Here is a 21,786-nt window from a genome sequence, read left to right on the forward strand (position 1 = left end):
GTCAGGCCGGCAGCTGGCCGCGGGCGGCCTCGTCCAGGGCGGCCTGGGCGGGCAGCGGCACGTGCAGCACGCCCGTGGCGTCGAGCTTGGTGAGTTCGGCGCGGGCGCGGGTGTAGGCGGCGAGGCGCTCGGGCTCGATGTCGGAGTCGCGGGCCGTGGTCAGCAGCTTGATGATCCGTTCGACGGCGGCCCGCTCGGCGGGGTCGAGCCCGGAGAGCCGGATCCGCTCGGCGGCCTCGCGGGCGGCCCGCCAGGCCCGCTCGGCGCGGTCGACCGCGGCGACGAAGCGGCGGCCGTGCTCGGGGCCGGGGAACGCGTCGGTGTCCAGGGCCTGGGCCTCGGCGAAGGCGTCGACGAACCGGCCGGTGCTGGGCACCGTCACGTCGGCCAGCGCGGGCAGCCGCAGCACCCGCATCGCGTCGCACTCGAAGGCGGCGTACTCAGCGCGCAGCTGCTGGAAGCGTTGCTGGGCGTGGGCCCAGACCCGGTCCGGTCGGGGGAGGGCGGCCGGTCGGCCGGGAACGGGCGCGAGCCCGGCCGCGCCGCGGCGCAACTCGCGGCGGCGCCGGGCCCGGTGCCTGCCGACGCCGATCGCGATGGCCGCCACCATCAGCAGGGGTATCACGTTGATCAGCAGGAAGAGCCCGGCCATCGCGATGGCCAGCAGGCCCGCCGTCACGCCGAACACGATGGCCGCGGGCACCAGCATCGCCACGGCCACCGGGTACATCCGGCGGGAGCGCCCCGCGACCCTCGTGGACCGCCGGTGCGGCTCGCGGGCCCGGCGACCACCGGGCACACGGGCGTCGGTCGGGACGGGGCGGTTCACCGGTCGTCGGCGCACCCCTCCTTGGTACCTGAACACCGGTGCCGCGCGCAGCGTCCTCAGGAGGGCAGTTGGCCGCGGGCGGCCTCCTCCAGCGCGGCCTGAGCGGGCAGCGGGACGTGCAGCACGCCGGTCTGGTCGAGCTTGAGCAGCTCGGCGCGGGCACGGGTGTAGGCGGCGAGGCGCTCGGGCTCGCTGTCGGAGTCGCGGGCGGTGGTCAGCAGCTTGATGATCCGCTCCACGCAGGCCCGCTCGCCCGGCGACAGCGTGGAGAGCCGGATCCGTTCGGCGGCGTCGCGCGCGGCGCCCCAGGCCCGCTCGGCGCCGTCCACGGCAGTGGTGAACCGCTCGGCGTGGCCGGGGCCGGGGAACGCGTCGGTGTCCAGGGCCTGGGCCTCGGCGAAGGCGTCGACGAACCGCGCGGTGCTGGGCACGGTGACGTCGGCCAGCGCGGGCAGCCGCAGCACCTGCATGGGGTCGCACTCGTAGCCGGCGTAGGCGCCGCGCAGCTGCGCGAACCGCTGCTTGGCCCCCAGCCACGCCCGGTCGGGCGGCGGGGCCGGCGGGGCGAGCGGGGGCACCTGCACGGCGGGGGAGGCGGTGAGCATTCGCCAGGCCAGGACGCGGTTGAGCACGACGAGCGCGAACAGGATGCCGATCAGGCCGAAACCGGGCGTGAGGGGCCCGGCCGTGGCCGCCGAGACGACCGCGAGCAGCGCGAGGAGCCCCGCGGCGTGCACGACCGGTGCGGCCCGCGCGCCGCCGCGCCCCGGCCCGGGACGCCGTGCGCGCACCCGGTGCCGCTGGCGCCTGCGCCGCGCGGCCTCCTCGCGCAGCCTGCGTCCGTCCTCGAACGCGCGGAGGTCCCGGGGGCGGAACCGGGCCGGGTCGTGGCGCACCCCTCCTTGGTACCCGACACCGGCCGTGATCGGCACCCGTTCGGGGTGGCGGAACGAGCCCTCGTCAGCCGCGCTGGCGCGCGATCCCGCGCGCACGTCGGCCGGATCGGGCGAACTGGACGTGGCGGACCACCACGAGCGCCGTCGCCGCCCCCACCACCAGCAGCATCACCACGCCTGCCTTGGCCTGCACCGCCAGCGACAGGACCACCACCAGCGTGAGCACCAGCAGCACGTCGGCCGCGATGAGCAGCGCGAGCGTCGTGGCCCTGCTGCCTGCGTCGTCGACCTGGTGCGGGTCACTCACGCGTCATTCGTACCGTCCCGCCCGGAACGGGTGACGGCCACCCCTCCCACCGCGCCGTCCGGCTCGCTCCGACCGGTGCGTCAGGGCGGCAGCTCGCGCCGCGCGGCCGCGTCCAGAGCGGCCTGCGCGGGCATCGGCACGTGCACGACGCCGGCGGCGTCGAGCCGCCCCAGCTCGGTGCGCGCCCTGGCGTAGGCGAGGCGGCGCTCGGGCTCGTTGTCGGAGTCGCGGGCGGTGGTGAGCAGCTTGACCACGCGCTCGACGGCCGCCCGTTCCGCCGGGTCGATGCCCTGCAGCCGGATGCGCTCGGCGGCGCCCACGGCGGCGCGCCACGCCCGCCGGGCGGCGTCGGCGGCCTCGGTGAACGCCTCCCCGGTCCCCGGGCCGGGGAAGTGGTCGGTCAGCAGGGCCTGCGCCTCGGCGAAGGCGTCGACGAAGCGCGCCGTGCCGGGCACCGAGACGTCGGTCAGCACGGGCAGCCGCAGCACCTCCACAGGCGGGGATCGCGGCGCGGACCCCGGTCGGCCGGTCGTTCCGCCGTCGGGCTCCTCGGCCGCTCCGCTCCGCACCCGTCCTTGGTACCGGAAGCGTGACGCGCTTCGCGCGGACCGGACGCGGCACCGCCGGTAACGTTCCCGCTGCCGCTCGTCCCACACCTGGTCAGGAGCCCGTGTGTTCCAGAAGTTGCTGGTAGCCAACCGCGGGGAGATCGCCATCCGCGCGTTCCGCGCCGCCTACGAGCTGGGCGTCTCGACGGTGGCGGTGTTCCCCTACGAGGACCGCAACTCCCTGCACCGGGCGAAGGCCGACGAGTCGTACCTGATCGGGGAGCGCGGCCACCCGGTGCGCGCCTACCTCGACGTCGACGAGGTCATCCGGGCCGCGCGCAAGGCGGGCGCCGACGCCGTCTACCCCGGCTACGGGTTCCTCTCCGAGAACCCCGACCTCGCCCAGGCCTGCGAGGACGCCGGGATCACGTTCGTCGGGCCGCCGCCGCGGGTGCTCGACCTGACCGGCAACAAGGCCAGGGCGATCGGCGCGGCCCGCGAGGCCGGGGTGGCGGTGCTGCGCTCCTCGGAGCCGTCCACGGACGTCGAGACGCTGCTCGACGCCGCCTCCGACATCGGCTTCCCGGTCTTCGTCAAGGCGGTGGCCGGCGGCGGTGGGCGCGGGATGCGGCGGGTGGGCCAGTCCGACGAGCTGCGCGACGCGGTCGAGGCCGCGATGCGCGAGGCGGAGTCGGCGTTCGGCGACCCGACCGTCTACATCGAGCAGGCCGTGGTGAACCCGCGCCACATCGAGGTGCAGATCCTGGCCGACGGGCAGGGCGGCGTGTCGCACCTCTACGAGCGCGACTGCTCGGTGCAGCGCCGCCACCAGAAGGTGATCGAGATCGCCCCGGCGCCCAACCTGGACCCGGCGCTGCGCGAGCGCATCTGCGCCGACGCGGTGGCCTTCGCCCGGCACATCGGTTACGTCAACGCCGGGACCGTCGAGTTCCTGCTCGACGAGCGCGGCCAGCACGTGTTCATCGAGATGAACCCGCGCATCCAGGTCGAGCACACCGTCACCGAGCAGGTCACCGACCGCGACCTGGTGATCGCCCAGCTGCGCATCGCCTCGGGCATGAGCCTGCCCGAGCTGCGCCTCACCCAGGACGAGGTGCGGCTCAACGGCGCGGCCATGCAGTGTCGGGTGACCACCGAGGACCCGTCGAACGGGTTCCGCCCCGACACCGGGACGATCTCGGCCTACCGCTCGCCCGGCGGTCCGGGCGTGCGCCTGGACGGCGGTACGACGCACACGGGCGCCGAGGTCAGCGCGCACTTCGACTCGATGCTGGTCAAGCTGACCTGCTACGGCCACGACTTCCCGAACGCGGTGCGCCGGGCGCGGCGGGCGATCGCGGAGTTCCGGATTCGCGGGGTCTCGTCGAACCTGCCGTTCCTGGCCGCGGTGCTCGACGACCCGGACTTCCAGGCCGGCCGGGTGACCACGTCGTTCATCGACGAGCGCCCGGAGCTGCTGCGCGCGCGCCAGTCCGCCGACCGGGGCTCGCGCATCCTGAGCTACCTGGCCGAGGTCACGGTGAACCGGCCCAACGGTGAGCGCCCGCAGGTCATCGAGCCGGTGGACAAGCTGCCCGCCATCGACCTCTCGGCCGAGGCCCCGCCCGGGTCGCGCCAGCTGCTGCGCGAGCTCGGCCCGGAGGGGTTCGCCCGGCGGCTGCGCGAGCAGGTCCCGGTGGCGGTCACCGACACGACCTTCCGCGACGCCCACCAGTCGCTGCTGGCCACCCGGGTGCGCAGCCGCGACCTGCTGGCCGTGGCGCCCTACGTCGCGCGGTCGGTGCCCCAGCTGCTCAGCCTGGAGTGCTGGGGCGGGGCCACCTACGACGTGGCGCTGCGCTTCCTGGCCGAGGACCCGTGGGAGCGGCTGGCCGCGCTGAGCGAGGTGGTGCCCAACATCTGCACGCAGATGCTGCTGCGCGGGCGCAACACCGTCGGCTACACGCCCTACCCGACCGAGGTCACCGACGCCTTCGTCTCCGAGGCCGCGCAGACGGGGATGGACATCTTCCGCATCTTCGACGCGCTCAACGACGTGGCCCAGATGCGCCCGGCCATCGACGCCGTAAGGGCGACCGGGACGGCCGTCGCCGAGGTCGCCCTCTGCTACACCGCCGACCTCTCCCACCCCGGCGAACGGCTCTACACGCTCGACTACTACCTGCGCCTGGCCGAGCAGATCGCCGAGGCGGGCGCGCACGTGCTGGCGATCAAGGACATGGCCGGGCTGCTGCGCCCGCCCGCGGCGCGGCGCCTGGTCACCGCGCTGCGCGAGCGCTTCGACCTGCCCGTTCACCTGCACACCCACGACACCGCGGGCGGCCAGCTCGCCACGCTGGTGGCCGCGATCGACGCCGGCGTCGACGCCGTGGACGGCGCAGTCGCGTCGATGGCCGGCACGACCAGCCAGCCGTCGCTGTCGGCGCTGGTCGCCGCGACCGACCACACCGAGCGGGCCACCGGCCTCGACCTGCAGGCCGTGGGCGACCTGGAGCCGTACTGGGAGGCCGTGCGCAAGGTCTACGCCCCGTTCGAGTCCGGGCTGGCCTCGCCGACCGGGCGCGTCTACCACCACGAGATCCCCGGCGGGCAGCTGTCCAACCTGCGCCAGCAGGCCATCGCGCTGGGCCTGGGCGACCGCTTCGAGCTCATCGAGGACCTCTACGCCGCCGCCGACCGGATGCTCGGCAGGCTGGTGAAGGTCACCCCGTCGTCGAAGGTCGTCGGCGACCTGGCGCTGCACCTGGTGGGCGCGGGCGTCTCGGCCGAGGACTTCGAGGCCGAGCCGGGCAAGTTCGACGTCCCGGACTCGGTGATCGGGTTCCTGCGCGGCGAGCTGGGCGACCCGCCCGGCGGCTGGCCGGAGCCCTTCCGCACCCGCGCCCTGGAGGGCAGGCCACCGGAGAAGGACGAGCCGGAGCTGAGCATCGCCGACCGCCGCGGTCTGCGCGACGACCGCCGCGCCACCCTGAACCGGCTGCTGTTCCCCGGCCCCACCAAGGAGTTCCTCGAGCACGTCGAGGCCCACGGCCGGACGTCGGTGCTGTCCACGAAGGACTTCCTCTACGGGCTGGAGCCGGAGACCGAGCACATCGTCGAGCTGGAGCCCGGGGTCATCCTGCTGATCACCCTGGAGGCCATCTCCGAGCCCGACGAGCGCGGCTACCGCAACGTCATGGCCACCCTCAACGGCCAGATGCGCCCGGTGTCGGTGCGCGACCGGTCGATCGCCACCGACGTCAAGGCCGCGGAGAAGGCCGACCGCACCGACCCGCGCCACGTCGCGGCCCCCTTCGCCGGCGTGGTCACCCTGCAGGTCGCCGAGGGCGACGCGGTGCAGAGCGGGCAGACCGTGGCCACCATCGAGGCGATGAAGATGGAGGCCTCGATCACCGCCCAGCAGGGCGGGAAGGTCGCCAGGGTGGCGATCGGCAAGGTCCAGCAGGTCGAGGGCGGCGACCTGCTCCTGGAGCTGGCCGCCGAGGGCTGAGCCGCGGTCGTCGCAGAGGCGGCCTGCTCGTCGCAGGGTCCACGGCCTCTGCGACGAGCACGGAGACTCTGCGACGACGGCCTGGACCAGGACGGGGAGGCAGGCGGGGGCTGACCGGGTGGCAGACTCGGCGCACCATGCCCGTCCCCGCCCCCCGCCCCCGATGACCCGGATCGTGGCCGGGGTGGCCGGCGGGCGCCGGCTGGCCGTCCCGCCGAAGGGCACCCGCCCCACCTCCGACCGGGTCCGGGAGGCGCTGTTCTCGGCGCTGGACGCCGACCCCGGCCTGGACGGCGCCGCGGTCCTCGACCTGTGCGCGGGCTCGGGAGCGCTCGGGCTGGAGGCGCTGTCGCGGGGGGCCGCGCACGCCCTGTTCGTGGAGTCCGACCGGCGCGCCGCCGACGTCCTGCGGCGCAACGTGGTCGCGCTCGGGCTGCCCGGTGCGGTCGTGCGGGTGGCGCCGGCGGCGGCGGTGCTGGCCGGCCCGGCCGAGCGCCGCTACGACGTCGTGCTGGCCGACCCGCCCTACGACCTGCCCGACGCGGAGGTGACCGGCTGGCTGGTCGCGGCCGAGGCGCACGGCTGGCTCACCGAGGATGCCGTCGTGGTCGTCGAGCGCCGGTACGCCCGGCGACCGTTCGGCTGGCCCGCGCCGCTGGCCGCGGTCCGCGACCGCCGCTACGGCGACACCGTGCTGCACGTGGCCCGCCGCGGCGCGGACGACTGACATCACACGGCGATCACCCGGGACGGGCGCTCCCGGCTGTTACCGTCGGCGCCCATGAGGCGTGCGGTGTGCCCCGGCTCCTTCGACCCGCCCACCAACGGCCACCTCGACGTCGTCGGACGGGCCGCGCAGCTGTTCGACGAGGTGGTCGTCGCCGTGCTGGTGAACAAGAGCAAGAAGAGCCTGTTCACCGTGGACGAGCGGATCGAGATGCTCACCGAGGTCGTGCAGCCGTGGCCGAACGTCACGATCGGCTCCTTCCACGGGCTGCTGGTCGACTACTGCCGCGACCACGACATCCGGGCGATCGTGAAGGGCCTGCGCGCGGTCACCGACTTCGACTACGAGCTGCAGATGGCCCAGATGAACCAGCGGCTCTCCGGGGTGGACACGCTGTTCATGTCGACCAGCCCGGAGTACAGCTTCGTGTCGTCCTCCCTGGTGAAGGAAGTCGCCACGTTCGGTGGCGACATCGCCCACCTGCTGCCCGACACCGTGCACCGCAGGCTGCGCGAACGCATCGCCGAACGGGGCTGAGCCGCGCGGGCGGCGGACACGCTGAAAGGCGCGCAATCCGACGTCCCGTGCGCCGCGGTGACAGAATGGCGGCGTGTACCGGGTCTTCGAGTCGCTCGACGCGCTCGTCACGGTCGTCGAGGAGGCCCGCGGCGTCCCGATGACGGCGAACTGCGTCGTGCCCCGCGGCGACGTCCTCGAGCTGCTCGACGACGTCCGCGAGGCCCTGCCCGGCGAGCTCGACGACGCCCAGGACGTCCTCGACCGGCGCGACGAGCTGGTCGACGACGCCGCCCAGGAGGCCGAGCAGACCCGCTCCAGCGCCCGCTCCGACGCCGAGCAGATGGTCGCCGAGGCCCGCGCGGAGGCGGAGCGGACGGTCGCCGAGGCCCGCGCCGAGGCCGAGCAGCTGCTCGCCCACGCCCGCCACGACGCCGAGCGCAACATCGCCGAGGGCCGCCGCCAGTACACCGAGCTGACCGACCGCGCCACCGCCGACGCCGAGCGGATCGCCCAGGCGGGCCGGGCCGCGCACGACCGCTACATCGCCGACGGCCAGGCCGAGCAGGCCCGCCTCGTCGCGCAGACCGAGGTCGTGCGGGCCGCGCAGGCCGAGGCCACCCGCCTCGTCGACGAGGCCGACGCCGAGGCCGACCGGCTGCGCCGCGAGTGCGACGGCTACGTCGACGCCAAGCTGGCCGAGTTCGAGGAGACGCTGACCAAGGCCCTGCGCACGGTCACCCGCGGGCGCAGCCACCTCTACCGCGGACACCCGGCCCCCGTCCCCAACGGCCGCACCGGCACCGGGATGGACCTGATCGACTGATCACGGAGTGGTCGCGGCGTGTACCGGCAGTGACCGATCCGTACCCGATCGGGGTACGCTCCCGACGTGGTGCGGCAACAGCCCGAGCCGGATCCGTCGTCCTGGTGGGACCGCTACGGCCATCGGGTCGTCGCCGGGCGCGACCGCGCGGGGACGGGACTATTCGGGGGCACTGTGCACGAGACGGGCTCGGCCGCGGCCGACGGCGGCGGAGACCCCGCCACCGACACGACGACGGCCACGGCCGTCAGCGCCGACAGCGGGTCCGACCCGGCCGACGAGACCGCCCGCGAGGAGCTGACCGGCGAGAGCATCCTGCGCGTCCGCCCCGACGAGCCGTCCTTCGGGTGGCGCCGCGCGCTGCTGCGGGCCACCGGGGGACTGGTGAACCCCGGGCCCGGCGCCGAGGAGCTGCGCCGCCGCGAGGTCCTGCACCGCATCCGCCGACCGCTCGTGCGCTCGCACCGCATCGCGGTCACCTCCATCAAGGGCGGCGTCGGCAAGACGACCGTGTCGACGCTGCTCGGCCTGGTCATGGCCGAGCACCGGGGCGACCGGGTCATCGCGCTGGACGCCAACCCCGACGCCGGCACCCTGGCCGACCGGCTCACCGGCGAGTCCTCGGTCACCGTCCGTGAGCTGCTGCGCGACCTGCACCGCATCGACTCCTGGACCGAGGTCTCGCGCTACACGAGCCTGGCCGGGCGGCTGCAGGTGCTGGCCTCCGAGCAGGACCCGGCCGCCGGCGACGCCTTCAACCGCCAGGAGTACGAGCAGATCTGCGCCCTGCTCGACCGCTTCTTCAACGTCATCATCACCGACTCGGGCACCGGGCTGGTGCACTCGGCGATGGAGGGCACGCTGAAGCTGGCCGACAGCGTGATCATCGTCGGGGCGCCCACCGTCGACGGCGCGGGCCGCGCGGCCAAGACGCTGGACTGGATGCACGCCCACGGGCACGGCCCGCTGGCCGCCGAGGCCGTCGCCGTGCTGTCGTGCGACCGCACCAGCGTCGAGGTCGACCTGCCCCGCATCCGCGAGCACTTCGCCTCCCGGTGCCGGGCGGTCATCGAGATCCCCCACGACCCGCACCTGGCCACCGGCGGCCGGGTCCACCTCGACCGGCTCCGCCCCCGCACCCGCGACGCCGCCTACGAGCTGGCCGCCGCCATGGCGGACCGGTTCGTGCCGTGACCGGCGGCCCCACCGCCCCCGACCAGCCCACCACCAGCGCGGCCGCCCTCGCCGAGGACGCCATCGTCCGGTTCCGCGGCGACCGCCCCCGCCACGGCTGGCGCCGGGCGGTGCTGCGGCTGTCGGGCGGGCTGGTCAACCCCGGGGTCGGGCCCGAGGAGGAGCTGCGCCAGCAGTACCGGGCGCGGATCCGCGGACCGCTGCCCGGACCGCACCGCATCGCCGTCGGGTCGATCAAGGGCGGGGTCGGCAAGACGACCGTCGCCGCCTGCCTGGGGCTGGTGCTGGCCGAGAACCGCGGCGACCGGGTCGCCGTGCTCGACGCCGACACCGACGCCGGCACCCTGGCCGACCGCCTCGGCGTCGACACCGCCGAGTCGATCCGCGGGCTGGTCGACTTCGTCGCCGCGCAGCCCGGCCCGGTCACCGCGCTCACCGACGTGGCCCCCTACCTCGGGCTCTCCGGGCGCCTGCACGTGCTGGCCTCCGACCAGAGCCCGACGGTGAGCGAAGCCCTCGGGCCGGCCGACTACGAGCTGGCGAGCGAGGTGCTCACCCGCTTCCACGACATCGTGATCACCGACTCGGGCACCGGCATGGTGCACCCGGTCATGCGCGCCACCCTGCGGGGGGCCGACGGCCTGGTCGTGGTGGGCAGCCCCACCGTGGACGGCGCCAGCCGGGCCGCCCAGACCCTGGACTGGCTCGACGCCCACGACCACGGCGACCTGGCCGCCGACGCGGTGGTCGCGCTGTCGATGGACCGCAGCAGCGACGCGGTGGACGTGCGGCGGGTGCGCGAGCACTTCGCCCGCCGCTGCCGGGCGGTCGTCGAGGTGCCCCACGACCCCCACCTGGCCACCGGCGCCGTGATCGAGCCCGCCCGCCTGGCCCAGCCGACGCTGGACGCGTTCCTGGAGATGGCGGCGCTGCTGGCCGACCGGTTCGGCCGCGCGGCAGCCCCGCCCGCCCGCGCCTGACACGGCCCGGGAGCCCTCCTGGAGCAGGCGCGAGCCCACCGGAACGGCGACCGCCGCGCACCCGGAGGTGCGCGGCGGTCGCGGAGCGGTCCGCGGCGGGGGCGGACGGTGCTGGTCTAATCGTCGCCGGACTTCTCCGACTTCTTCTCCTTGGACTCCGACTTCTCGGACTTGGAGTCCTTGTCGTCCGACTTGCTGCCCTTGTCGTCGGACTTGCTGCCCTTGTCGTCGGACTTGGAGTCCTTGTCCTCGGACTTGCTGCCCTTGTCGTCGGACTTGGAGTCCTTCTGCTCGGACTTGCTGCCCTTGTCGTCGGACTTGGAGTCCTTCTGCTCGGACTTGCTGCCCTTGTCGTCGGACTTGGAGTCCTTCTGCTCGGACTTGCTGCCCTTGTCGTCGGACTTGGAGTCCTTCTGCTCGGACTTGCTGCCCTTGTCGTCGGACTTGGAGTCCTTCTGCTCGGACTCGCTGCCCTTGTCGTCGGACTTGGAGTCCTTGTCCTCGGACTTGCCGCCCTTGTCGCCCGCCTTGCGGTCCTTGTCCCCGGACTTGTCCTGCTGGGCGGGCTTCTTGACGTCCTGCTTGTCGCCGGGCTTCTTGACGTCCTGCTTGTCGCCGGGCTTGTTGTCGGGCTTCTTGACGTCCTGCTTGTTGTCGGACTTGTTGTCGCCGGCCCCGGGCTTCTCGTTGTCGGCGGGCTTGGCGTGGCCGCCGCGCTTGTCGTCGCCGGGCTTCTGGTCGCCGGGCTTCTGGTCGCCGCCGGGCTTGCCGTGGTCGCCCGGCCCGCCGTGGCCCTTGTCGCCGTGGCCCTTGTCGCCGTCCACGTCGCCGGGCTTGTCGTGGCCCTCGTCCTCGGACTCGTCGCCGCCTGGGTTCAGGACGCCGTCGTGACCGCCGGACTCGTCGCCGCCCTCGTCGCCAGGCCGGTCGTCGCCCTTGTCGCCGGGTCGGTCGTCGGACTTGTCGCCACCGGGGCTCAGGATGCCGCCGAGGTGGCCGTCGTGACGGTCGGACCTGTCGTCGGAATCGTCGTCGTCCTCGTCGCCCGGCTTGTCGCGACCCTCGTGCTCGTCCTTCTCGTCGGACCTGTCTGCGCCCTTGTCGTCGGACTCGTCGTCCCTGTCGCCACCCGGGTTCAGGATGTCGTCCAGGTGATCGCCCAGGCCGCCGCGGTCGCGGTCGGAGTCGTCGTCCGACCCGCCGTGCTCCGAATCCCGGTCGTAGCCACCGTCGTCGGAGCGCGAGTCGGACCCGTGGTCGTCGGACTCGTCGCGGTCGGAGCGGTCGTCGTCGCGCGAGGAGTCGTCGCCGACGCGGTCGAACCACTGCGCACCGTCGCCGTCGGACCGGTCGTCGGACCCGTCGCCGCCCAGGACCTGCGCGGCCAGCCGCTCGGCCTTGCCCATCGGGCGGGCCGACTCGCCGCCCTCGGCCGGCGCGAGGCCGGCCGGCATGGCGAGCACCGAGACGTCGCCCCGCTCGCCGCGGGACTCCCGGGACTCCTCGCGGTCCCGGTCCCGGTCGCGGTCCCGGTCGCCACCGGCGGCCAGCACCTCGCGCGACGGGTCGGGCGGGGCGGTGCGGCCGACGTCCTGGCGCTCGCGCTCGTGCGAGCCCCGGCGCGGCAGCGTGGCCTCCGGGTGGTGCGGCCGGTCGACCTTCGACGGCGGGGGCGTCGGGTCGGGGAGCCCCTCGATGACCTGCTTGACCCGCTGGACCACCGGGCTGGTGTGGTCCTCGACGTCGGGCATGGGCATGGCGAGCATCTTGTCGACGCCGTCGCGCAGCTGCTCGAGCTCGCGCTGGTTGCGCTCGTGCTGCTGCTCCTGCAGCTTGCGCTGCTGCTCGAGCTGGCGGCTCGCCTCGACCTGGTCGATCGAGGACGTCGCCGGGGCCGTGCTGAGCGCGCGCTCCATCGAGTCCAGCTCGGCCTGGGTGGCGGTCAGCTCGGCGCTGACCTCGGGCAGCGACCGCACCGTCGCCAGCTGCGACTCCAGGGTGACCCGCTGCTGCTCGAGCAGGGACTTGCGGTCGAGCAGGGCCTGCACGGCCGCGGGCGGCCGGTTGCCGCGGCGCGCCTCGGGGATCTGCAGCCAGCCGGCCTCGGCCTGGGCCGCGGCGTCGAGCTGCTTGTTGATGGAGGCCAGCGCGACCTCGGCGCGGGTCTCCCACTGGCTGGCGGCCAGCGCCGGGTCGGGCGCCGGCGGGACGGTGGTCGACGGCTGGTCGGGAGCCAGGTCGGTGGTCAGGATGTAGCTCCCGCCACCGGCGATCAGGCTCACCACGGCGAGGCTGGCCACGGCGCGCCTGCGCAGCAACGGACCGGCCGTGTCGCGCTCGAGCGGCTTGCGCGTGCGCGGCACCCGGCGGCTGGTCAGCCGGCGCGGCGTGGCGCGCCCCTTGCCGTCCGCACCGAGCGCGCCCGCACCCGCCGCGGCACCGCCGGTCGACGCCGCCGCGGCCGCGGGGCGCTCCTCGTCGGAGTCCGGCTCGGGGACCGGCTCGGGGACCGGCGCCTCGACCGGCGCCTCGTCGGGGCGGGGACGGACGGGTGTCGCGTCGCGAGCGGTGTCGTCACCGGTGGTGTCGGCGGGGACCACGTCGGGCGCCGCGCCACCGGCGGCCGGCGCCGCGACCGCGGCCACGTCGGTCGTCGGATGGGGTGTCGGATCGGTCGACGTGCGCGCCACCTGGCGCTGCTTGCGGGCGGCGGCGCGGTGCGCCGCCGAGCAGTACAACCGCCTGGGTCCGCCGTCGGCGGATTGTTCGATGGCTTCTTCGCACCCGTCCAGTGCGCACCGCATCGGTTCATTGCTCATGCCGGACCCCCCGTCCGACTGTGCAATCGCACTGCAACTCGCTCACTCCGACCCCCCGTTTCCGCCGTGCCCGGGCAGGCCACAATCAGGTGGAGCGACCTGCGCGGAGGAGAGCCGGGTGATCACGGGCCGTGCGCATCGTCCCCAGGACGGGACCTGCGCGGCGTCACCGGACCGGTGGTGCACCGTGGCTCTCCGTATCGCAACCTACGGGTCTTGTGCAAGGGCGTGCAAGCCGACGGACCTTAAATACAGTCGAAGCCTTCACGTTCGCCGCGCGACTCCTGAGGTATTTGATTGCGCATTCACGAAGATCCGTCCGATCGTACGCAGCTGCTGGTCCGCATGCGTAGGATCCGTCGGGACGCCGAGCCGTCGGCCCCTGTCGGCGATCCCTTGTCCGTCTCCTGTCAAGATGGGTGGTCCAGTCGTGCCCAAGCGGTCCTTCGCGCCGAACGGTGACGACGAGCCGGCGAGTGCGCCGCCGGTCGCGCCGCGGTTGCCGGTCCGTGCGGTCCCGCCCGCCGACGCTGTGGTCCCCGCCCGCGGATCGGCCTCCGACCTGACCGACCGCAGCATCGTCACCCACCGCGAGCGGGCGCCGCGCTCGGGCTGGCGGCGGCTGCTGCACCGGATCAGCGGCGGAGCCGTGCGGGTCGCCGACACGCCGGCCGAGCCGGCGCGCCGCGAGCGGGAGGCGCGGATCCGCCGCCCCCTCGCCGCCCCGCACCACATCGCGGTCGTCTCGCTCAAGGGTGGAGTCGGCAAGACGACCGTCACGGCCGCGGTCGGGCTGGTGCTCGCGGAGCTGCGCGGCGACCGGGTCGCCGTGCTGGACGCCGACCCCGACGGCGGCACGCTGGCCGACCGGCTCTCCGGCGAGTCCACCGTGTCGGTGCGCGACCTGGCCGCCCGGGCCGAGCGGATCCGGGCGCTGCCCGAGCTGGCCCGGTTCACCAGCCTGTCCGGGCGGCTGCAGGTGCTGGCCTCCGACCAGGACCCCCGCCGCCACGACGCGCTCGACCGGGCCGGCTACGAGGCGGCCCACGCCACCCTGAGCCGGTTCTGCGACATCGTGGTCACCGACTCGGGCACCGGCATGGTCCACCCCGTGGTCGGCGGCACCCTCGACGCGGCCGCCTCGGTCGTCGTGGTCGGTTCGCTCACCGTCGACGGAGCCAGTCGGGCCGGGCGCACCCTGGACTGGCTCGACGCCCACGGCTACGGCGAGCTCGCGGCACGGGCCGTCGTCGTGCTCTCCGCCGACCGGTCCAGCCCCGACGTCGACGCCGCCCACCTGCGCGAGCACTTCGCCCGCCGCAGCCGGGCCGTCGTGGTCCTCCCGCGCGACCCGCACCTGGCCGCGGGCGACCGCATCCGGCTCGCCGCGCTGCGACCCGACACCCGCGCGGCCGTCCTGGAGGTCGCGGCCCTGCTGGCCGACGAGTTCGACAGCGTCCCGCCGAGCCGGGCGAGCGGGGGATTGTTGAGCGATCGCACAAGCGGCGGAGTAGAGTTCGGCGGGTGATCGCGGCCGACGCGGGTGACGTGCTCTCCGGGCTCCCGGCGCTGCCGAGGAGGTCGAGCACGGCCGAGTACGCGGCCGACGAGCTGCGCCGCCAGATCGCCGACGGCAAGCTGCCCCCGGGCACGAAGCTGCGCGAGGAGTCGGTGTCCGAGGCGTTCGGCATCTCCCGCAACACCGTCCGCGAGGCGTTCCGGCTCCTGGCCCACGAGCAGCTGGTCGAGCACGAGCTGCACCGCGGGGTGCACGTGCGCACCCTGTCCGCGGCCGACGTCCGCGACCTCTACGCCACCCGCCGGCTGGTGCAGCCGCTCGGCGTCGACACCGTCATCGCCGACCCCGCGCGGTTGAGCGCGCTGCGCGAGCGGGTGGACACCGCCGTCGCCGCGGCCGCCCGCGGGGACTGGCACGCCGTGGGCACCGCCGACATCGACTTCCACCGCGTGCTGGTGGCCGGCTGCCGCAGCACGCACATCGTGGCGATGTTCGAGCGGGTGCTCGCCGAGCTGCGGCTGGCGTTCCTGCAGCTGCCCGACCGGCGCGAGCTGCACCTGCCCTACGTCGAGCGCAACCGGCGCATCGCCGAGCTGCTCTCCGCGGGCGACCGGGCCGGCGCGCTCTCCGAGCTGCGGGACTACCTCGACACCGCCGAACGCCACATCCTCGGCGTCCTCACCGCCGAATCCGCGGGCTGATCGGGCGTCGGGTCCCGACCGGGGGTCCGCCCGGGCGGTCCGGGCAGCATCATGGGCGCGCCGACGCGCACCGGCCCCGCCGGGCCGGTCCGGCCCGACCCCGAACGACAGGAGCCCGCAGCATGCGCACTCCCGCCCGTCCGTCGCCGTCGAGCACCGTCACGGCCGCGCTCGTCGCGCTCGCCGCGGGTGCTCTGCTGGCCGGTTGCGCCGGCAGCCCCATCCCCGGCAGCGCCCTCCCGTCCGCCGGGGGTGGCACGTCGCCCACCGCGGAACCCGGGCCCGACGGCGGCCCCGGTCCGACCGGGCCGGCCGAGGCGCGCGACCGGGAGGGCGCGTGCGAGGTGACGCTGTCGGGCCGGGGCAACATCCAGGTCAGCGGGGGCGGCACCCGGGCGGTCACCCGCAACGGCGCCACCTCGCTGGGCTGCGGCGACGGCCCGCTGCTCGGCGTCGAGGTCCAGGACGGCGGGGTCACCTTCACCCCGGAGGGCGGCCGGGCGGTGCGGATCGACTCCGGGCAGACCGCCCAGGTCGGCGACTACGAGATCACCGTCGACGAGGCCGCGGGCGACCGCGCCGAGTTCGTCGTGGTCCCGGCCGCGTGAGCGGTCGGGTGCGGACCGCGCCCGGCCGGGGCGAGTCGGTGGGGCGGCCTATCCTGGAGGGGTGAGCAGTTCCCGTTCCACCCCGACCGCGACCGGCCCGTGGGTCTTGAGCACCCGTGAGCTGGGCCGCGGTCCGGGCGCCATGCGCCAGTACACCCGCTCGATCCCGGCGCCCCCCGAGCCGGAGCGCTTCGGGGCGGAGACCATCGTCGTCCCGCCGGGTCGGCCCATCGAGCTCGATGTGCGCCTGGAGGCGGTCACCGAGGGCGTCTACGTCTCCGGCACCGCCCGCACCGAGCTGGTCGGGGAGTGCGCGCGCTGCCTCGACGAGATCACCGAGGACGTCGAGGTCCGGATCGGTGAGCTGTTCGCCTACCCCGACAGCGTCACCGACGAGACCACCGACTCCGACGAGCTGCCGCGCGTCGTCGACGACCGCGTCGACCTGGAGCAGACCGTCCGCGACGCGCTCGTGGTCGACCTCCCGATGGCCCCCCTGTGCCGCGACGACTGCCCCGGTCTGTGCCCGGAGTGCGGCGAGCGCCGGGCCGACCTCCCGGCCGACCACGGGCATGAGACACTGGACCCCAGGTGGGCTGCTCTCCGTGAGCGCTCGTCGTTGAACGACGCCGTCGCAGACTGACCGGATTCCGGTCGTCGCACCCGAACTTAGCTAGGAGATCTACCGTGGCTGTGCCCAAGCGCCGGATGTCGCGGGCGAACACGCGCATGCGTCGGTCGCAGTGGAAGGCCACTGCCCCCACGCTCGTGGCCTGCTCGAACCGCGCCTGCCGCGCGACCAAGCCCCCGCACGTCGCGTGCCCGACCTGCGGCACCTACGACGGCCGCCAGGTCGTCAACCCGGCCTGACCGTCGGGAGCCCCGTGGCGGAACGTGGCGTCAAGGGTCCGGCGGCCGACCGCGGTCCGCTGCTGGACTCCCTCGGGATCGGGGTGTCCGAGGACTTGCTCACGCTCGCGCTGACCCACCGCTCATACGCGTACGAGAACGGCGGTCTGCCGACCAACGAGCGGCTCGAGTTCCTCGGCGACTCGGTGCTCAGCATCGTGGTCACCGAGCGGCTCTACCGCGAGCACCCCGGCCTGCCCGAGGGCCAGCTGGCCAAGCTCCGGGCCAGCGTGGTCAACATGCACGCGCTGGCCGGGGTGGCCGCCGCCCTCGGCGACGGCGGCCTGGGCGCCTACCTCTACCTGGGGCGCGGCGAGGAGCTGACCGGTGGTCGGTCCAAGGCCAGCATCCTGGCCGACGCGACCGAGGCGCTGATCGGCGCGGTCTACCTGGAGCACGGGCTGGAGCCCGCGCGCGGGCTGGTGCACCGCCTGTTCGAGGCCCTGCTGACCAGCGCGCCCCTGCTGGGCGCCGGCCTGGACTGGAAGACCAGCCTGCAGGAGCTCACCGCGGCCGCCGAGCTCGGCGTGCCCGAGTACCGGATCACCGAGGCCGGCCCCGACCACCTCAAGGTCTTCACCGCCACCGCGGTGGTCCGCGGGCGCGACCTGGGCAGCGGCGAAGGCCGCACCAAGAAGGAAGCCGAGCAGAAGGCCGCCGAGCTGGCCTGGCGCACGCTCACCGCGGAGGCCGCCGCGGGCTCCGAGCACGCCACCTCCTGAAGGAGTCCCGTGCCCGAGCTGCCCGAGGTGGAGGTCGTCCGGCTGGGCCTGGCCGACCACGTGCTCGACCGCAAGATCGCCGAGGTCGAGGTGGCCCACCCGCGGGCCGTGCGCCGCCACGCCGAGGGCGGTCTCGACTTCGCCGCCCGGCTGGCCGGTCGCACCATCACCGGTGCCCGCCGCCGCGGCAAGTACCTCTGGCTCGACCTGGACGGCGGCGCCGCAGGCGACGACGCGGTGCTGGCGCACCTGGGCATGAGCGGGCAGATGCTGGTCGCCGACGCGACCCGGCCGGACGAGAAGCACCTGCGCATCCGGTTCCGCTTCGCCGACGACGGCTCCGAACTGCGCTTCGTCGACCAGCGCACCTTCGGCGGGCTGTCGGTGCACCCGCTGGTCCCGGCCACCGGCGGCGGGCTGCTGCCCGGCCCGGTCGCGCACATCGCCCGCGACCCGATGGACCCGTTGTTCGACCTCGACGCCGCCGTCGCCGCGGTCCGCCGCAGGCGCACCGAGCTCAAGCGCGCCCTGCTCGACCAGACCGTCGTCTCCGGGATCGGCAACATCTACGCCGACGAGGCGCTGTGGCGGGCGAAGCTGCACTCGCTGCGCCCGACCGAGGCGCTCACCCGCGCCCAGGGGCGAGCGGTCCTGGAGGCCGCGACCGAGGTGATGGCCGAGGCCCTACGGGCGGGCGGCACCTCGTTCGACGCGCTCTACGTCAACGTCAACGGCGCCTCGGGCTACTTCGACCGCAGGCTGGACGCCTACGGGCAGGCCGACCGGCCCTGCCGGCGCTGCGGCACGCCGATCCGCCGCGACGCGTTCATGAACCGCAGCAGCTTCAGCTGCCCGCGCTGCCAGCCCCGGCCCCGGCACCGGGCGACCGGCGGGATCACAGCCAGCCGCGGCGCTTGAACAGCACGAACAGCAGCACGGCCAACCCCACCATCAACGCGAAGGCCATCGGGTAGCCCAGCGGCCAGCTCAGCTCGGGCATGTGGGTGAAGTTCATGCCGTAGACCCCGGTGATCAGCGACGGGGCGAACAGGATCGCCGCCCAGGACGACACCCGCTTCATCTGCTCGTTCTGCTGGTAGCCCGCCTGGGTCATGCGGGCCATCTCCTCGTTCTGCCGCTGGCCCACCAGCGCCGCGTTGACCTGCAGGATGTTGGTCAGCAGCTGGCGGTAGCCCTCGATGCGCTCGAGCGCCCGGGTGGCGTGGTCGGCGACGTCGCGCAGCAGCCGGCGCAGTTCCAGGTCGTCCTCGCCGGCGAGCTCCTTGAGGTGGCCGCGGATCACCGAGAAGACCTCGTCCAGCGGCTCGACCGCCCGCTGGAACTCGATCACCTCGCGGCTGAGCTGGTAGATCCGCCGCGACACCCCGGGGTCGCCACCGAAGACCTGCACCTCGATCTCGTCGATGTCGTCCTGCAGCCCGTCGAGCACCGGGGCGTAGTCGTCGACGACCACGTCCATGATCGCGTAGAGCACCGAGAACGGGCCGCGGGCCAGCAGCTCCGGGTCCTGCTCCAGGCGCTGGCGCACGGTGGCCAGGTCGGGGCGCTCGGAGTGCCGGACGGTGATCACGAAGTCGGGGCCGACGAACAGGTGCAGCTCCTCGACCTCGACGACCTCGACGGGGTCGACGTAGCGGGCGGGGCGCAGCACCACGAACAGCACGTCGCCGTAGCGCTCCAGCTTGGGCCGCTGGTGCTGGGTGACGGTGTCCTCGACGGCCAGCGCGTGCAGGCCGAACTCCTCGGCGACCGAGCGGACCTCGTCCTCGTTCGGGCGCAGCAGGCCGATCCAGCAGAACCGGTGCGCGCGCTCGGGCTCCGGGCACGCGCGCAGCTCCTGGAAGGTGGAGTCGAGCGAGTCGGGGACGACGGCCCGCTTGCCGTCCACGTAGATGACGTTGTCGACCACCGACATGAGTGCTCCTGCTCGATCGGGTCGCACGCCCCGCGGCGGCCGCCCAGATCGTATCCGCGCGCCGTCGAGGGGTGCGATGCACAGTACTGCGGTATGCGTAGTACTGTGCGACGCGTCGGTCGGACCGCGGGGATCCGGGGCCGGGAGGAGGGGGTGCGGTGGACACCAGCCAGTTGCTCAAGGGGGTGCTCGACCTGGCCGTGCTGGCGGTGCTCGACCGCGCGGACGGCTACGGCTACGAGGTGCTGCGCGGGCTGCGCGCGGCCGGCCTGGAGGAGGTCGGCGACGCCTCGGTGTACGGGACGCTGCGCCGGCTCTACAACGCCGGGCTCCTGACCTCCTACGTGGTGCCCAGCGACGAGGGACCGCACCGCAAGTACTACAGCCTGAACGAGCCCGGCCGGGAGCGACTGCGGGAGACCGCCAAGGTGTGGCGGGGGTTCGCCGAGACGATGGAAGGCCTGGTGGGGGCGGCGTGAGCGGGGACGACGAGAAGGGTCGAGCGCAGGAGCCTGCGGTGCAGGTCGTCGACGGCGCCGCGCGGGAGTTCCTCGACGGGGTGCGCGCCGCGCTGTCCGACCTACCGCCCGGTGAGGTGGACGAGATCCTCGACGACGTGCGCGCGCACCTCGCCGAGCTGTCCGGCGAGCTCGGTGTCCGGCCCGACCGGGCGGCGCTGGCCGCCCGGCTCGGCACTCCGCAGGCCTACGCAGGCGAGCTGCGGGCGGCCGCGGGCTACCCGCCCGCGCCGCCGGCCGCGGAGCCGGCCGCGCCGCCCAACCGGACCGCGGCCCGGCTGGCGGTGCTCGGGCTGGTCGCCGGCACGCTGCTGATCGTGGTCGGGCTGCTGGGCCGGTCGGCGCCTGTCGTCCTGCTCGCGATCCTGGTCGCGCTGCTCGGGCTGGCCGGGTTGGCCGGGCAGAGCTCGCGGCTGGCCGCGGTGGCCGAGCTCCCCGAGCTCCGCAGGCCCCTGGCCCAGCTGCGGCGGGCCCGGTCGGGGTTCCTGGGTGAGCTGCAGCCCGCCTGGTGGGTGCTGCGCGCGGTCGTCGCCGCCGCGGTCGTCGCGATGGTGGTCGGCAGCGCCGATCCGCTCCCGGTGCTCCTGCTGGCCGTGCTGGCCGTCCCGCTGTCGGTGTGGCTCGGGCGGCACAGCCGCGCCGACCGGCGCTGGCTGTGGCTGGTGGCGCCGCTGAACGCGCTGGCCGCGTGCCTGCTCGTGATCGCGGCGCTGAGCTGGACCAGCGCCGCCCCGTCCCCGGCGATCGACACCGCGGACTACTACCCGGGCCCGTCCGGGCTCCAGCAGAACGGCGAGCTGATCCGGGACATCCGCCCGGTCGACGCCGCCGGGAACCCGCTGACCGGCGTCTACCTGTTCGACCAGGACGGTCGCCCCATCGAGGTCAACCCGGAGAGCTGCTACGACGGCTACGGCGGCGACCCCTACGACTCCTACGACTCGGGCGACCCGTCGGCGGGGGCCGCTCAGCCCTACCCGCGCGGGACCTGGGAGGTGGACCCGGACACCGGCCGGTGCGTGCTCGTCCCGCCCGTCCCGCTCGTCGTGGCGGTGCCGACGGCGACCGCCGCGGCGGCCCCCACGTCCGTGCCACCGGGCGCCGTGGCGCCGACGGGCCCGGCCGTGCCCCCGGCCCCGCCGACGGCGCTCGTCCCCGCGCCGGTCACCCCGACCGGCTGAGACCCGCCCGGTCGGTCGCGCGTGCTCGGGGGAGCCCGCGACCGACCGGGCCCGCCCCGGTCCCGGGGGGCGCGGGGCCGGGGGCCCGCCCGCCCCGAGCGGGCCCCGCCCCGGCCCGGGCCGGCGGTCCCAGTGCGACCGCCGGCACGGATCGACACCGGATCGACGCCGGGGCGACCCCGGCCCGGTACCGTCCGCGGATCATGTCGACGGATCAGGACGCCCCCGTCCGACTCATCGCTTGGGTGAGCGGACGCGTGCAGGGCGTGGGTTTCCGCTGGTGGACGCGCTCGCGCGCGTTGGAGCTGGGGTTGGCCGGCTCGGCGCGCAACCTGCCCGACGGGCGGGTCGCGGTGGTCGCCGAGGGCCCGCGCCGGGCGTGCGCCGCCCTGCTGGAGGCGTTGCGCGGCGGCGCGACGCCCGGCCGCGTCGACGACGTCGCCGAGCAGTGGACCGCCCCCCGGGGCGACCTGACCGGCTTCCTCGAAGCCTGACCCGGCAGGCGCTTGCTTCGGCCACCCCGCGGCCTTGTCCTGGCG

Annotated in this window: 22 protein-coding genes; 16 read left to right on the top strand and 6 right to left on the bottom strand. The window is 74.8% G+C overall.

Annotated features, from left to right (window positions below; all coding sequences use genetic code 11):
- Position 1: 1 nt before the first annotated feature.
- The 4 genes from KDL28_RS04655 to KDL28_RS04670 all read right to left on the bottom strand — a co-directional run bounded on the left by KDL28_RS04655 (position 2) and on the right by KDL28_RS04670 (position 2,520).
- Entirely contained in the window at positions 2 to 829 is an 828-nt protein-coding gene (locus tag KDL28_RS04655; protein WP_252435945.1) for a hypothetical protein, read from the bottom strand.
- Positions 830 to 885: 56 nt separating this feature from the next.
- Positions 886 to 1,725, bottom strand: a complete 840-nt coding sequence (locus KDL28_RS04660; RefSeq protein WP_252435946.1) for a hypothetical protein — start codon at positions 1,723 to 1,725, stop codon at positions 886 to 888.
- A gap of 64 nt (positions 1,726 to 1,789) precedes the next feature.
- A complete protein-coding gene (locus KDL28_RS04665; RefSeq protein ID WP_252435947.1) occupies positions 1,790 to 2,032 on the bottom strand; it encodes a hypothetical protein in 243 nt (80 codons plus the stop codon).
- An 80-nt stretch (positions 2,033 to 2,112) separates the two neighbouring features.
- Entirely contained in the window at positions 2,113 to 2,520 is a 408-nt protein-coding gene (locus KDL28_RS04670; protein WP_252435948.1) for a DUF2786 domain-containing protein, read from the bottom strand.
- Between the two features lie 184 nt (positions 2,521 to 2,704).
- Between KDL28_RS04670 and KDL28_RS04675 the strand changes: the two genes are divergently transcribed.
- From KDL28_RS04675 to KDL28_RS04700, 6 genes are all read left to right on the top strand, one after another.
- The gene (locus tag KDL28_RS04675; RefSeq protein ID WP_252435949.1) at positions 2,705 to 6,091 is read left to right on the top strand and encodes a pyruvate carboxylase; all 3,387 of its coding nucleotides are present in this window, start codon (positions 2,705 to 2,707) and stop codon (positions 6,089 to 6,091) included.
- Between the two features lie 163 nt (positions 6,092 to 6,254).
- The gene (rsmD, locus tag KDL28_RS04680; protein WP_252435950.1) at positions 6,255 to 6,818 is read left to right on the top strand and encodes a 16S rRNA (guanine(966)-N(2))-methyltransferase RsmD; all 564 of its coding nucleotides are present in this window, start codon (positions 6,255 to 6,257) and stop codon (positions 6,816 to 6,818) included.
- Positions 6,819 to 6,872: 54 nt separating this feature from the next.
- Entirely contained in the window at positions 6,873 to 7,355 is a 483-nt protein-coding gene (gene coaD, locus KDL28_RS04685; protein ID WP_252435951.1) for a pantetheine-phosphate adenylyltransferase, read from the top strand.
- Positions 7,356 to 7,428: 73 nt separating this feature from the next.
- Positions 7,429 to 8,160: a DivIVA domain-containing protein gene (locus KDL28_RS04690; RefSeq protein WP_252435952.1), complete on the top strand. Its 732-nt coding sequence runs from the start codon at positions 7,429 to 7,431 to the stop codon at positions 8,158 to 8,160.
- Between the two features lie 66 nt (positions 8,161 to 8,226).
- Positions 8,227 to 9,354, top strand: a complete 1,128-nt coding sequence (locus tag KDL28_RS04695; RefSeq protein ID WP_252435953.1) for a MinD/ParA family ATP-binding protein — start codon at positions 8,227 to 8,229, stop codon at positions 9,352 to 9,354.
- A complete protein-coding gene (locus tag KDL28_RS04700) occupies positions 9,351 to 10,334 on the top strand; it encodes a MinD/ParA family ATP-binding protein (protein ID WP_252435954.1) in 984 nt (327 codons plus the stop codon). Before KDL28_RS04695 ends, KDL28_RS04700 begins: the two co-directional genes overlap by 4 nt.
- A 116-nt stretch (positions 10,335 to 10,450) precedes the next feature.
- Here the strand turns inward: KDL28_RS04700 and KDL28_RS04705 are convergent, their stop codons facing one another.
- Positions 10,451 to 13,153 carry a hypothetical protein gene (locus tag KDL28_RS04705; protein WP_252435955.1) on the bottom strand — a complete coding sequence of 901 codons (2,703 nt, stop codon included), beginning with the start codon at positions 13,151 to 13,153 and terminating at the stop codon, positions 10,451 to 10,453.
- A 415-nt stretch (positions 13,154 to 13,568) separates the two neighbouring features.
- On the opposite strand from KDL28_RS04705, the gene KDL28_RS04710 reads away from it, so the two are divergent.
- The 7 genes from KDL28_RS04710 (at position 13,569) to mutM (ending at position 18,530) form a co-directional block, all read left to right on the top strand.
- Positions 13,569 to 14,681, top strand: a complete 1,113-nt coding sequence (locus KDL28_RS04710; RefSeq protein ID WP_252435956.1) for a MinD/ParA family ATP-binding protein — start codon at positions 13,569 to 13,571, stop codon at positions 14,679 to 14,681.
- The gene (locus KDL28_RS04715) at positions 14,678 to 15,373 is read left to right on the top strand and encodes a GntR family transcriptional regulator (RefSeq protein WP_252435957.1); all 696 of its coding nucleotides are present in this window, start codon (positions 14,678 to 14,680) and stop codon (positions 15,371 to 15,373) included. The genes KDL28_RS04710 and KDL28_RS04715 overlap by 4 nt, the downstream gene beginning before the upstream one ends.
- 122 nt (positions 15,374 to 15,495) lie before the next feature.
- On the top strand, positions 15,496 to 15,981 hold the full coding sequence (locus KDL28_RS04720; RefSeq protein WP_252435958.1) for a hypothetical protein: 486 nt from the start codon (positions 15,496 to 15,498) through the stop codon (positions 15,979 to 15,981).
- A 61-nt stretch (positions 15,982 to 16,042) separates the two neighbouring features.
- Positions 16,043 to 16,624, top strand: a complete 582-nt coding sequence (locus KDL28_RS04725) for a YceD family protein (protein ID WP_372496888.1) — start codon at positions 16,043 to 16,045, stop codon at positions 16,622 to 16,624.
- 44 nt (positions 16,625 to 16,668) lie between these two features.
- A complete protein-coding gene (rpmF, locus tag KDL28_RS04730) occupies positions 16,669 to 16,851 on the top strand; it encodes a 50S ribosomal protein L32 (protein WP_252435959.1) in 183 nt (60 codons plus the stop codon).
- A gap of 14 nt (positions 16,852 to 16,865) precedes the next feature.
- Positions 16,866 to 17,612 carry a ribonuclease III gene (rnc, locus tag KDL28_RS04735; RefSeq protein WP_252435960.1) on the top strand — a complete coding sequence of 249 codons (747 nt, stop codon included), beginning with the start codon at positions 16,866 to 16,868 and terminating at the stop codon, positions 17,610 to 17,612.
- Positions 17,613 to 17,621: 9 nt separating this feature from the next.
- Entirely contained in the window at positions 17,622 to 18,530 is a 909-nt protein-coding gene (gene mutM / locus KDL28_RS04740; protein WP_252435961.1) for a bifunctional DNA-formamidopyrimidine glycosylase/DNA-(apurinic or apyrimidinic site) lyase, read from the top strand.
- On the opposite strand, the gene KDL28_RS04745 is transcribed toward mutM, so the two are convergent.
- Positions 18,508 to 19,548, bottom strand: coding sequence for a magnesium and cobalt transport protein CorA (locus KDL28_RS04745; RefSeq protein WP_252435962.1), 1,041 nt, complete (start codon positions 19,546 to 19,548; stop codon positions 18,508 to 18,510). The two genes, mutM and KDL28_RS04745, sit on opposite strands and share 23 nt — an antisense overlap.
- 158 nt (positions 19,549 to 19,706) lie before the next feature.
- Here KDL28_RS04745 and KDL28_RS04750 point away from each other — a divergent pair, with 158 nt between their 5' ends.
- The 3 genes from KDL28_RS04750 (at position 19,707) to KDL28_RS04760 (ending at position 21,741) form a co-directional block, all read left to right on the top strand.
- Entirely contained in the window at positions 19,707 to 20,027 is a 321-nt protein-coding gene (locus KDL28_RS04750; RefSeq protein ID WP_252435963.1) for a PadR family transcriptional regulator, read from the top strand.
- A complete protein-coding gene (locus tag KDL28_RS04755; RefSeq protein ID WP_252435964.1) occupies positions 20,024 to 21,247 on the top strand; it encodes a DUF1700 domain-containing protein in 1,224 nt (407 codons plus the stop codon). The genes KDL28_RS04750 and KDL28_RS04755 overlap by 4 nt, the downstream gene beginning before the upstream one ends.
- 203 nt (positions 21,248 to 21,450) lie before the next feature.
- Positions 21,451 to 21,741, top strand: coding sequence for an acylphosphatase (locus tag KDL28_RS04760; protein ID WP_252435965.1), 291 nt, complete (start codon positions 21,451 to 21,453; stop codon positions 21,739 to 21,741).
- Positions 21,742 to 21,786: the final 45 nt, after the last annotated feature.

Source organism: Pseudonocardia humida (genome assembly GCF_023898865.1).
In the GTDB taxonomy this organism is placed as follows: Bacteria; Actinomycetota; Actinomycetes; order Mycobacteriales; family Pseudonocardiaceae; genus Pseudonocardia; species Pseudonocardia humida.

Excerpts from the sequence above, each read along its gene's own strand:
- rsmD (WP_252435950.1), top strand. The coding sequence starts at position 6,255 with ATGACCCGGATCGTGGCCGGGGTGGCCGGCGGGCGCCGGCTGGCCGTC.
- coaD (WP_252435951.1), top strand. The coding sequence starts at position 6,873 with ATGAGGCGTGCGGTGTGCCCCGGCTCCTTCGACCCGCCCACCAACGGC.
- KDL28_RS04705 (WP_252435955.1), bottom strand. The coding sequence starts at position 13,153 with ATGAGCAATGAACCGATGCGGTGCGCACTGGACGGGTGCGAAGAAGCC.
- KDL28_RS04710 (WP_252435956.1), top strand. The coding sequence starts at position 13,569 with ATGGGTGGTCCAGTCGTGCCCAAGCGGTCCTTCGCGCCGAACGGTGAC.
- KDL28_RS04720 (WP_252435958.1), top strand. The coding sequence starts at position 15,496 with ATGCGCACTCCCGCCCGTCCGTCGCCGTCGAGCACCGTCACGGCCGCG.
- KDL28_RS04745 (WP_252435962.1), bottom strand. The coding sequence starts at position 19,548 with ATGTCGGTGGTCGACAACGTCATCTACGTGGACGGCAAGCGGGCCGTC.
- KDL28_RS04760 (WP_252435965.1), top strand. The coding sequence starts at position 21,451 with ATGTCGACGGATCAGGACGCCCCCGTCCGACTCATCGCTTGGGTGAGC.